The 11,770-nt window shown below is 35.1% G+C and carries 11 protein-coding genes and 1 pseudogene; 4 read left to right on the top strand and 8 right to left on the bottom strand.

Features of this window, described 5'->3' with window-relative positions; all coding sequences use genetic code 11:
• Positions 1-22: 22 nt before the first annotated feature.
• The 3 genes from WBQ70_RS14575 to hemW all read left to right on the top strand — a co-directional run bounded on the left by WBQ70_RS14575 (position 23) and on the right by hemW (position 2,299).
• Positions 23-370, top strand: a complete 348-nt coding sequence (locus tag WBQ70_RS14575; protein WP_423915459.1) for an RNA recognition motif domain-containing protein — start codon at positions 23-25, stop codon at positions 368-370.
• Between the two features lie 202 nt (positions 371-572).
• Positions 573-1,127: a crossover junction endodeoxyribonuclease RuvC gene (gene ruvC / locus WBQ70_RS14570; RefSeq protein ID WP_423915457.1), complete on the top strand. Its 555-nt coding sequence runs from the start codon at positions 573-575 to the stop codon at positions 1,125-1,127.
• A gap of 44 nt (positions 1,128-1,171) precedes the next feature.
• Positions 1,172-2,299: a radical SAM family heme chaperone HemW gene (hemW, locus tag WBQ70_RS14565; protein WP_423915455.1), complete on the top strand. Its 1,128-nt coding sequence runs from the start codon at positions 1,172-1,174 to the stop codon at positions 2,297-2,299.
• A 215-nt stretch (positions 2,300-2,514) separates the two neighbouring features.
• On the opposite strand, the gene WBQ70_RS14560 is transcribed toward hemW, so the two are convergent.
• From WBQ70_RS14560 to WBQ70_RS14540, 5 genes are all read right to left on the bottom strand, one after another.
• Positions 2,515-3,786, bottom strand: a complete 1,272-nt coding sequence (locus WBQ70_RS14560; RefSeq protein WP_423915453.1) for an MFS transporter — start codon at positions 3,784-3,786, stop codon at positions 2,515-2,517.
• The gene (gene recJ, locus WBQ70_RS14555) at positions 3,783-5,474 is read right to left on the bottom strand and encodes a single-stranded-DNA-specific exonuclease RecJ (RefSeq protein ID WP_423915451.1); all 1,692 of its coding nucleotides are present in this window, start codon (positions 5,472-5,474) and stop codon (positions 3,783-3,785) included. The genes WBQ70_RS14560 and recJ overlap by 4 nt, the downstream gene beginning before the upstream one ends.
• Before the next feature lie 55 nt (positions 5,475-5,529).
• Positions 5,530-5,877, bottom strand: a complete 348-nt coding sequence (locus tag WBQ70_RS14550; RefSeq protein ID WP_423915460.1) for a HopJ type III effector protein — start codon at positions 5,875-5,877, stop codon at positions 5,530-5,532.
• A gap of 12 nt (positions 5,878-5,889) precedes the next feature.
• Positions 5,890-6,603, bottom strand: a complete 714-nt coding sequence (gene rsmI / locus WBQ70_RS14545) for a 16S rRNA (cytidine(1402)-2'-O)-methyltransferase (protein WP_423915449.1) — start codon at positions 6,601-6,603, stop codon at positions 5,890-5,892.
• A 239-nt stretch (positions 6,604-6,842) separates the two neighbouring features.
• Complete coding sequence (locus tag WBQ70_RS14540) at positions 6,843-7,865, bottom strand: hypothetical protein (protein WP_423915447.1); 1,023 nt, start codon at positions 7,863-7,865, stop codon at positions 6,843-6,845.
• 198 nt (positions 7,866-8,063) lie between these two features.
• On the opposite strand from WBQ70_RS14540, the gene WBQ70_RS14535 reads away from it, so the two are divergent.
• Positions 8,064-8,657 (top strand): thymidine kinase, encoded by a 594-nt coding sequence (locus WBQ70_RS14535; protein ID WP_423915446.1) that lies wholly within the window; start codon positions 8,064-8,066, stop codon positions 8,655-8,657.
• 31 nt (positions 8,658-8,688) lie between these two features.
• On the opposite strand, the gene WBQ70_RS14530 is transcribed toward WBQ70_RS14535, so the two are convergent.
• The 3 genes and pseudogenes from WBQ70_RS14530 to WBQ70_RS14520 all read right to left on the bottom strand — a co-directional run.
• Positions 8,689-9,435 (bottom strand): tetratricopeptide repeat protein, encoded by a 747-nt coding sequence (locus tag WBQ70_RS14530; protein WP_423915444.1) that lies wholly within the window; start codon positions 9,433-9,435, stop codon positions 8,689-8,691.
• Between the two features lie 226 nt (positions 9,436-9,661).
• A complete protein-coding gene (locus WBQ70_RS14525) occupies positions 9,662-11,413 on the bottom strand; it encodes a BatD family protein (protein ID WP_423915442.1) in 1,752 nt (583 codons plus the stop codon).
• A gap of 45 nt (positions 11,414-11,458) precedes the next feature.
• Positions 11,459-11,770: pseudogene (locus WBQ70_RS14520) on the bottom strand (tetratricopeptide repeat protein); the annotation flags it as partial.

Below are 11,770 nucleotides of genomic sequence, written 5' to 3'. Positions count from 1 at the left end.
CAATTATTATAAATAAGCACATATGAATATTTTTGTTGGAAGCCTTCCATTCAGTATTGAGGAAGCAGATTTAAGAGAGTCTTTCGAGGCTTACGGAGCAGTAGATTCAGTTAAAATTATCACAGATAAATTTACAGGAAGAAGCAAAGGATTTGGTTTTGTTGAAATGCCAAGTGATGAAGACGCTCAAAAAGCAATTGATGAATTGAACGGAGCTACTGTTCAAGGACGTACAATTGTAGTTAACAAATCTGAGCCAAAACCAGAAGGCGAAAGAAGAAGTTTCAACAACAACCGTAGCGGAAGTTATGGTGGTGGTGGAAACCGTGGTGGTGAAAACCGTGGCGGAGGAAACAGAGGAGGATATTAATATTTTTTCTTGAAATAATAAAAAGGCTACCTATATCGGGTAGCCTTTTTTGTTTAGAATTTATTTTCAATTCAAAATCTCTGTGTTTTAAAAAACCTTATACAAATCAAATTTCCTAAACATAAAACCAACTTTAACCAAACAAGCTACCGCAAAAAACTTAAATTTGTAAAACAGCAATCCGCAGAATTTAAATTAGACAATGCCAAACGAACGCATCATATTAGGAATTGACCCAGGAACTACCATTATGGGTTTTGGGTTGATCAAAGTCGTCAATAAAAAAATGAGTTTTTTACAATTGAATGAGTTACAATTGTCTAAATATGATAATCATTATCAAAAATTAAAAATCATTTTTGAACGCACCATTGAGCTAATTGAAACGCATCATCCGGATGAAATTGCTATTGAAGCCCCTTTCTTTGGTAAAAACGTGCAATCCATGTTGAAATTAGGCAGAGCTCAAGGCGTAGCCATGGCGGCGGGACTATCAAGAGGAATTCCAATTACGGAATACGAACCTAAAAAAATTAAAATGGCGATTACCGGAAACGGAAACGCCAGCAAAGAACAAGTAGCCAAAATGCTTCAGCAACTTCTAGGACTCAAAGAGCTCCCTAAAAACCTCGATTCAACTGATGGATTAGCAGCAGCCGTTTGTCATTTTTTTAATTCGGGTAAAGTAATTGGAGAAAAAAGCTATTCGGGATGGGATGCTTTTGTGAAGAACAACGAGAGTCGAGTTAAAAAATAGTGATCCGTTCTATTGCTGAATACTAAAAACCTGAACACTATATTATGAGTGGTATTTACATCCATATCCCTTTTTGCAAGCAGGCTTGTCATTACTGCGATTTTCATTTTTCGACTTCAATAAAAAAGGCAGACCAAATGGTTTTGGCTTTGGCCAATGAAATTCGCTTGCGCAAAAGTGAATCTGCTAATGAAAATATTGAGACTATCTATTTTGGTGGAGGAACACCGTCTGTATTGAATACTGATGAGATAAATTTCTTGATTGCTACTGTTTATGAAAACTATACCGTTATTGATAATCCTGAAATAACTCTAGAAGCAAATCCTGATGATTTGTCCAGCGAACGGATTTTGGAACTAGCCAAAAGCAAAATAAACAGATTATCTATAGGCATTCAATCTTTTTTTGAAGAGGATTTGCAAATGATGAATCGGGCACATAATTCGGCTGAAGCCAAAAGATGCTTAGAAGAAGCTACGCAATATTTCGAAAATATTTCCCTTGATTTAATTTATGGTATTCCCGGAATGAGCAATGAAAAATGGAAACAGAATATTGAAACGGCTTTGTCTTTTGGAATTCCCCATATTTCGAGTTATGCCTTGACCGTAGAACCCAAAACAGCTTTGAAGAAATTGATACAAACAGGCAAAATAAGCGAACCAAATGATGAAGTCGCTTCGGCTCATTTCATGATTTTGGTGGAAACACTCGAAGCGCATGGTTTTACACAGTATGAATTGTCCAATTTTGGAAAAGAAAACTATTTTTCAAAAAATAATTCTTCGTATTGGCTAGGCAAAAAATACATTGGGATTGGTCCTTCAGCACATAGTTATGATGGAATATCAAGAAGTTGGAACATCGCTAATAACCGTTTATATCTTAAATCCATTCAAGAAAATCAATTGCCAAATGAAGTTGAAATCCTTAGTTTGACCGATCGCTATAATGAATATATCATGACGGGTTTGCGTACAATTTGGGGCGTTGATTTGAACCGTATAGTCTCTGAATTTGGAGACTGCTATTTAGATTACCTTATGCAACAAACACAAAAATACCTTGATGACGATTTAGTCTTTATTGAAAATGACTTATTAAAACCTACTAAAAAAGGAAAATTTTTGACAGATGGAATTGCAAGTGATTTGTTTTTTCTGAATTAAAATCCCCTTTGGATGTAATTGTTATTGGTTGATAAACGCTACGATTATTATTATATTCAAGTTTGTCGAAATAGATTTCATAAGAGGTCTTCAACAATCTCAGATTGACATTGTGTATATAATTGTATCTCTTGCTTTTTTTAATCAAAAAGAGCTCTAACTCATAAAAACTTTTCTTTGCTTCATAGAAAAGCAACAAAGAATACTTCTAAAAATTATTCTTCGGTATCGATATCTTTATTAAGATCTAAGTTTCTAAACGTTGGAGATAGCGTTCCTGTTAAAATCACGACCAAAAGTGTCATACTCCCTCCAAAAACTACGGCGGTAACTGTTCCCATTAATCGCGCTGTTAAACCGCTTTCAAAAGCACCTAATTCGTTTGACGAACCCACAAACATAGAATTCACCGCAGATACACGACCCCGCATATGATCAGGCGTTTTTAAGAATAAAATCGTTTGACGAATGACTACAGAAATACCATCGAAAACACCGCTTAAAAATAAGGCGACTAGAGAAATCCAAAAAACCGACGATAATCCAAATACTATTATAGAAACGCCAAAACCAAAAATAGCGGCTAATAATTTAATTCCAGCATTGGTATTCAAAGGAACATAAGCCGTAATCAACATAGTCAAGAATGCCCCTACGGCTGGAGCGGCTCTTAAGAAACCAAATCCCTCAGGCCCTACTTTAAGAATATCTTGTGCAAAAACGGGTAATAAAGCAACTGCTCCTCCAAAAAGTACGGCAACCATATCCAAGGTAATCGCTCCCAATACGGTTTTGTTATTAAATACAAATTTGATTCCTTCAGACAAACTTTGCATAACTGGTTCGCCGATTTTAGGGTTCAAAATAGGTTTTTTCTCTATTTGTGTTAAACCCAATAAAGCAATAATCGAACAAATAAAAACGGAACACATCGACCAATGTACCCCAATTAAATGAATCGAAAAACCAGCAACAGCAGGCCCTACAACAGAACCAATTTGCCAAACGGAACTGCTCCAAGTAGCAGCATTTGGGTATACTTTTTTAGGCACAATTAATGACAAAAGAGAGAAAATAGTAGGACCTAAAAAGGCACGAACCAATCCGCCTAAGAAGACCATGAAATAAATTCCGTACAGAACGGTTTGGGTTTTAAAATCTGCAATTACAGCTGGCCAAGTCAATAAAAACAATCCAAAACTAACAACTGAAAAAGCTAAAATACACTTTAAGAGCATTCCTTTTTTTTCTTTTTGATCTACAATATGTCCAGCAAACAAGGCTAAGGCAACCGCAGGAATAACTTCCATTAATCCAATTAACCCTAAGGAAAGTGGATCTTTAGTAATGCTGTACACCTGCCATTCGATAACGATAAATTGCATCGACCAAGCAAATACCATTGCAAAACGGACTAATAAAAAGGTATTGAATTCTCGGTAACGTAGGGCTTCGTAAGGGTCTTTTTTTATTTTGTCATAACTCATGCTCTAATATCTTTTAATCGTAATTGTGTTGTTATTTTTCCATTCCATTCGTTTTCATCAATACAATAAGCAGCTTCAAATGGTTTTTTGTCGGTTACCAAAGCCATTTTGTTTCCTAAACCAAAGCCTATAACGGCTAATCCTTCGCTATTGTTTTGTTTAACAAAAAGCCTAATGTGTTCGTCATATTGCCCCATAGCTTTGGCATAACCAGTGTCTTTGATGTTTTTAGTCAAAAATACAGGTGTCATATTTTGTGGACCATAAGGTTCAAACTGGTTTAAAATCCGAATCAATTTAGGAGTAATTTGATCAAAGTTAATTTCAGCGTCAATTTCGATTTCTGGAATGCGTTGTTCTGGAAGGATCGTTTCTTGAACTTTCTTTTCAAAAGCATCTTTAAATTGATTGTAATTCTCCGCTTTCAAAGTCATTCCTGCGGCATACATATGTCCTCCAAATTGCTCTAAATGTTCCGAGCAAGCTTCGAGTGCATTATAGACATCAAATCCTTTTACGGAACGAGCCGAAGCCGCATATTTATCACCACTTTTGGTAAAAACCAATGTAGGACGATAGTAATTTTCAATCAATCGTGAAGCTACAATTCCAATAACTCCTTTATGCCAATCTTCTTGAAAAACTACAGTTGAAAAACGTTCTTCTTCATTTTTTTCTATAATTTGGTTTAAGGCTTCTTTGGTAATTTGTTGGTCTAATCCTTTTCGATCAGCGTTGTATTGCTCAATTTCCGAAGCAAATTGTTGGGCTTGCTCAAAGTTAAATTCAGTTAGTAATTCAACCGCATGATTCCCGTGTTTGATCCGTCCTGCAGCATTAATTCGCGGAGCTACAATGAAGACAACATCAGTAATCGTCAATGTTTGTTTTTTTACTTGGTGTACCAAAGCTTTGATCCCCGGACGTGGATTGTCATTGATAACTTTTAATCCAAAATAAGCCAAAACACGATTTTCTCCTGTCATTGGGACAATATCAGCTGCAATAGCGGTAGCAACCAAATCCAAATACGGAATCAAATCCTCTATCGTTTCGTCTCTGTTTTGACCTAAAGCTTGGATTAATTTGAACCCGACACCACAACCACACAATTCATCATAAGGATAACTGCAATCGTTTCGTTTTGGGTCGAGAATTGCAACTGCTTCTGGCAAGGTATCACCTGGACGGTGGTGATCGCAAATAATAAAATCGATATTTTTTTCTTTGGCGTAAGCCACATGTTCAATCGATTTGATACCACAATCTAAAGCAATAATTAAGGATATATCATTGTCTTCAGCATAATCAATCCCTATGAATGAAACGCCATAACCTTCTAAATAACGGTCTGGAATATAGGTCGCAATATTTGGGTAATGTGATTTTAAATAAGACGAAACTAACGAAACAGCCGTTGTACCATCCACATCATAATCGCCAAAAACCATGATGTTTTCTTGATTTAAGATGGCTTTTTCTATACGTTCCACCGCTTTATCCATATCTTTCATTAAGTACGGATCATGTAAATGTTCTAGCGACGGACGAAAAAAAGCTTTGGCTTCTGCAAAAGTTTCAATACCACGTTGTACTAATAAAGTAGCCACAAAATCTTCCACATTTAAGGCTTTCGCCAATTGTTTGATTTTATCTTCCGAAGGTTTTGGTTTAATAGTCCAACGCATTGGTTTTGTATATTTTTAGTAGAAATGAGATGGCACTGAAAATCTATAAAATCAGTTATTCTTTAAAATTCAAAGCAATTCCTTCAAACAAAATACCGTCCCATCCGTATTTCATGAAGTTACGAATGTTTTGGTGGTTGTCTGCTTCTGGATTACCTAAAACCTCTTCAAAGTAATAACTTCCAAAACAAGCCAATGTTTCTTCTTTCGTTAGTTGTTGCATTTGAGCGAAAGCAAATAATTTACAAGATCCTGAATTAGTTCCTGCCGCATTATGCGTATCTCCATTTTTGAAAGCAGTAGGAGTAAAATCATAATTCGCTTCTATTACTTCAATAGTTTCTGCAAAAATAATTTCTGTTGGCGTTTCTTTTAATTTAGATCTGAAAGCTGCTAATGTCATTGTTGTTGTCATTTATTCTTCTTTTTGGAATTTACTTTTTTTAGGTTCTTTGGTTATTGGTTTTCCGCCTACAACAACAACAATTTCGCCTCTTGGTGCTGTTTTTTCAAAATGCGTCAAAACTTCGCGAGTCGTTCCTCTTACATTTTCTTCGTGTAGTTTAGACAATTCTCTCGAAACACAAATAGGGCGTTCTTCGCCAAAATAAGTGATAAATTCAGCTAAGGTTTTAACCAATTTATGTGGTGAAACGTACAGTATCATGGTTCTGGTTTCTTCGGCAAGTTCTAAATAACGAGTTTGTCTTCCTTTTTTTTCAGGTAAAAAACCTTCGAAAACAAATTTATCATTAGGCAAACCACTATTGACTAAGGCTGGAACAAAAGCGGTGGCACCGGGCAAACATTCTACATTGACACCATTTTCAACACAAGCACGAGTCAATAAAAATCCAGGATCTGATATGGCTGGAGTTCCCGCATCCGAGATTAAGGCAATAGTCTCCCCTGCTTTTAAACGTGATATCAAATTTTCGACGGTTTTGTGCTCATTATGCATGTGATGGCTGTGCATGTGCGTGCCTATTTCAAAATGCTTTAAGAGTTTTCCGCTGGTACGAGTATCTTCCGCCAGAATCAAATCAGCTTCTTTTAGAATTCTGATGGCTCTAAAAGTCATGTCTTCAAGATTGCCAATGGGCGTAGGAACGATATAAAGTTTAGACATAGTCAGTGTAACATTGGTTTTTAAATAGTCATTAACCACAGTTTTCAAGAAAGTGATGGTACTTTGATAAAGCGGTACTAACTTTAATTTAGATTAAAATCTAAATTATTATCTGAGAAAATCTGCCAAATCATCGTACGCTGTTTTTTACGCAGATTTGGCAGATTTTAAAAGAGTTAGATAGCATTCATTAGTATAATGAACTTGTGGGTAATTTATTTTTTGGAAGTGAAATTAATTTACAAAAATTTCTTCTCGATAATATCCATAAATCGTTCTTCATAATCATCTTTTCCTTTCCAGTCATTGTAATCTGGTTTTACCATTTCCTCAATAAAGGCTTTGGTTTCATAAAAATTATTAAAGGTATTGAGTTGACTCATAACACGATTATAATCTTCACGGCTGTTCCCAAAAAGGTGCTTTACAAAAGCGATTTGATCGTTCAAATCAATGTCAATACCTTTAGAAAATTTATCATTTAAAGAAACGGGTTTTGGAGTTGCGCTCTCCACTGGTTTTCCTGTATTTATAGCCTCAATAGCACTAATAGTATTGACTGCTTCAAAAACTGGTTCTTTAGGAATAGCAGGAACATCCTCCACTTTTACAAACTGTGGTTCATAATAATCCGATCCTAATAAATCTTCAAAAGAAATCTGAATGGCTTCTGTTTTTTTGGATGTTTCTATTGCAATTTCATCCGCTTTTGATCCCTCATTACCATCTTCTTTCTGCAACTCAAAAGCAGGTTTAAAAGCGGGAGGAGTTACAATTTTTGGTTTTTCTTCCTCGACAATTTCTGCTACGACTGGAACTTCAGCAACAATCTCTTCTTGTTCTTCTTCCTCTTCGGCTACAATAACTTCTTCGATTTCTTCTTCTGGAATAACTTCTATGATGGATTCTTCTATGGCTTGAATTTCCTCTACTATTTCCTCTGGAGCAATACTAATTTCTTCGGTAATAGCAACTTCTTCCTGTATTGGTTCTTCAACAATCACATTTTCTTCAAAAACCGTAGCAACTTCGGGAGTCAGTTTGTCTTCGTTATCATAAAATGTTGCTACATCATCAATAATAGCGGCTTGACCAATAGTGGGTTTTGTTTCACCATATTGTTCTTCTACAAATCGTAAAACAGCTAGTTTTTCATATAATTTTTGGGTTTCCAAAAACAATTGGTTGACATCGGATTTATTCTTTAATTGAAGTATTCTGTGTGCAATGCTGATTAAATCTGCTTCCAATCTTTTTTTCATAACGATAGAATTATAATATATGGCGAATGTTGTGAGTTGTTTAATCTCTAAAATGATTTGGTTTTAATGAAGCGAAACCCCTTTAATTGATAAAATTTTTCTATTTTTGAGATGCTACAAAAGTATAAAATATTAGGTACTTTTATCAAGGTACAAAGTAATAAAAACTATTCATTTTTTAAGTAATAAAAATATAAAATGTTTCTCGAAAATACAGTAAATCATAAAGAACAATTTGGGTGGATTGAAGTAATTAGTGGTTCTATGTTTTCAGGTAAAACAGAAGAATTAATCCGTAGACTCAAGAGAGCACAGTTTGCTAAACAAAAAGTAGAGATTTTCAAACCTGCGATTGACACCCGTTATCATGAACACATGGTGGTTTCACATGATGCCAATGAATTTCGATCAACTCCTGTTCCAGCTGCTGCTAATATTGCTATTTTGGCACAAGGTTGTGATGTCATTGGAATTGATGAAGCACAGTTTTTTGATGACGAAATTGTAACGGTTTGCAATGATTTAGCTAACCAAGGAATTCGAGTGATTGTAGCAGGATTGGATATGGATTTTAAAGGAAACCCTTTCGGACCAATGCCTGCTTTAATGGCAACTGCCGAGTATGTAACCAAAGTTCACGCCGTATGTACACGAACAGGAAATCTAGCACATTATAGCTTTAGAAAAAATGACAATGATAAATTAGTTATGCTAGGCGAAACCGAAGAATACGAACCGTTGAGTCGCGCTGCTTATTATCAAGCAATCCGTGAGAATAAGGAAAAATTGTAAAAGGAATTTGAAAATTGTTTTAAACAAACACTTATTTCACTTCTTTAATCGCCTGTGAATCAATCCATCCTTCAGTACCATCTGTCAATTGAATTTTTTTCCAATTAGCAACGGTTTCCATAACAAATACTTTTGTTCCTTCGTGTAAAACTACAACGGCATTACTAGCTTTCTGAGGTTCGCCATGTACTTCTGTTATTTCAGCAAATACAACCGCTGGTTTTTCATTATCCCAATGACTTTTTTCAAACAAAGCTGCTGCAACACTAATCAGTAAAAACACTAAAAAGAGAAACATTCCAAAGAAAAATAATCTTTTGGTTTGTGTGAAAGCAGAAAAATAATACCCCACAAAAGCCAACAAAAATAAAGCAGAAAAACTAATTGCAATCCATGCCCAAGTATTATAAGGATAAATGCCCGTAAAGTCTCGAAGCAATTTAGCAAAACCAACTTTAGGAACGACTTTGATTTCGTCAATCGTTCGTTTTTGAGCAAATTTCAGATTGTTGATCACATCAGCATCATCTGGATGTAAGACCAATGCTTTCTCATAATTGTAAATAGCTGGAGCAACTTTGTTGAGTTTATAATAACAATTTCCTAAATTAAAATACACCTCCGCCGAATGTTGTTTTGATTGCAATATACTCTCGTACGCAACAACAGCTTCTTTATACTTTCCATTTTGATACAGGCTATTAGCTTGCTCAAAGTTCCCTTGTGCAAAGAAAATTTGAGTGATTAGTAATACTATGATATAAAAAATGTTTTTCATAACCCGTTGGGTATAATATTTAATAAGTATGTTTTCTTTTTATATTCTCGTTTCCCCTTTTTGGCATTCCAGACGTAGGAGGAATCACACTAGTAACTCAGATTATGTGATTCCTCATTCATTGGAATGACATACTACCGATTACAATATTTAATTTCTAAAGCTATCCTGTTTCCAAAACCTTTGTGCTCTTAGTGCCACCTTTGTGCCCTTTGTGGTTAAATCATTAAGAAATTTGCTTTTCTAAATCAGCAATGATCAACACTGCCTTATTAAAATCGTCTTGAATAGCCGTGCTTGATGCTGGTGCGTAACGTGCAAATTCACAGTTTTCCGTAAGGTTAATGAAATCAGTTACGGTTTCTGGTTTTGCATTTTTGGACAACAAAATTTCTTGAATATTTTCTTTACTCATTTCAGAGGTTTCGATATGCAATTTAGCTTTCAGGAAATTGTGCATCGCTTTCTCAAGTGCCACATAAAATGGTTCTTTGTTCGCAATTTGTTTTTTAGCTTCCGACAAATATTTCTTTGCTAGTCTGTTGTTCGCTTTGATACGGTTTCCAAAAACGTCACTATCAATGGCTTCTTTTTTCTTTTTAGCCAAGATGATTATTGGAACCAATAAGAAAGGTAAAAACAACAATCCGTAAAATAAATTAGATCCCAAGAAATCGTCTGGTACTGTTGAAACCAAACTTGTTTTAGATTTTATATACTTGAATTGTTCAGGAACAATGACCGTATTTTTTGACGCATTATTATTAGCCGTTCTAGTATCAGTAGGCCCTTCGAGAACAGTAATCATAATCTCAGGTGAACTGATGGTTTTATAGCTATTGGACTCCAAATCAAAATAACTAAACTGCAATGGTTTGATAGGGTAATTGCCTTTGTATTGTGGTACAATGGTGTAACTATCCGCGATTTTTCCTGTCATACCTGATAACGGCGTGTCTACTTTTTCAGTATGAACGGCATCATACATTTCTAAAGCATTTGGCACAACAGGTTTTGGTAAAGTGAAGAGTTTTAAATTTCCTTTTCCAGTAGCGCTAATAACCAAATCTAAACTTTCACCGTTTTTTAAACTTGTTTTACTTGGTGTTACTTTAAAATCAAAACGACCTACTGCTCCTGTAAAATCAGCTGGTTTTCCTGCTTCAGGAAGTGCTTTAACGTTAATTGTTTTACTACCCGCTGAAACATTTTTACTATCTTCTATAATCAGCTGACGGCCAAACATATCCCTACGATTTGATGGCAACTGCACATCAATATCTAAGCTCAAAGGTTCTATCTCAAGTTTTCCTGATTTTTGAGGATACAAAACGGTTTTTCGCAATACTGCATATCGATAACGTTCCCCTTTGAACATACCTTCTTCGACTGTTAATTGCTTGACATCAATGTTTTGAGACCAAAAGTTGTTGTATTTAGGCTTGCTAAGTTCTTTGAAATTAGTAATTCCAATGTTGTAACTAAAATACAGTTTATAAACCACCGTAATCGGTTCGTTGATATAAGGATTAGTTTTTGAAATTTCAGCAACTAAATACAGGTTATTATCTGCTGAAACGGGTGCGTTGTTGTCATTAGGATCTCTAGGTTGTTGAACAGCATCAGTTACATTGATTTTTATTGGTGTTGTTTTATATATTTTCCCTTCATATTCAATTGTAGCCGACTTGATAGTTATGACACCTTTTTGTGTAGGAACTAAAAAATAAGAATAGAATTTTTCAAAAGTGCTTCGCCCATTAATCCATGATTGACTTACAGATTGGCTAGGACCAGCAACAATATGAAAACCCTCAAAAGAAGGTTGATTGAAATTATCCCCATCAATATTCATAAAGAAATCAATACGCATGCGTTCGTTTAGTCCTAGCGTAGTTTTACTCACTCTGGCTTCAAACTGAACCTGAGCTATAATTGCTTGACAACTTAAAAGTATGAAGACTAAAAAATGTTTCATTTTATATTACTGTGACTATTTGTTTGTTTTGTTGTTGCTTTAACTTTACCAGTCTTTATCTGTATCTACTGGTTTACCTTTTACTTTATTAGCGTTTACTTTGCCTTGAATTTTCTTTTCTTCGTTATTTACTGCATCCAAAAGATTTTGTAAACGCTCTTTTGAAATTCCCCCAGGTGTAGGCTTAGGTTGACCATCTTTAGGTTTATCTCCTTTATTTGGATCTTTTTTGTCTTTATCCCCGTCTTTTTTATCCTTGTCTTTATCGCCTTTGTCGTCGTTCTTATCCTTATTATCGCCGTCTTTTTTGTCTTTGTTTTTATCGTCCTTCTTATCCTTGTCTTTATCTTTGTCTTT

Source organism: Flavobacterium sp., from assembly GCF_049590715.1.
In the GTDB taxonomy this organism is placed as follows: Bacteria; Bacteroidota; Bacteroidia; order Flavobacteriales; family Flavobacteriaceae; genus Flavobacterium.
This window is presented reverse-complemented; position numbering and strand designations above follow the sequence as displayed.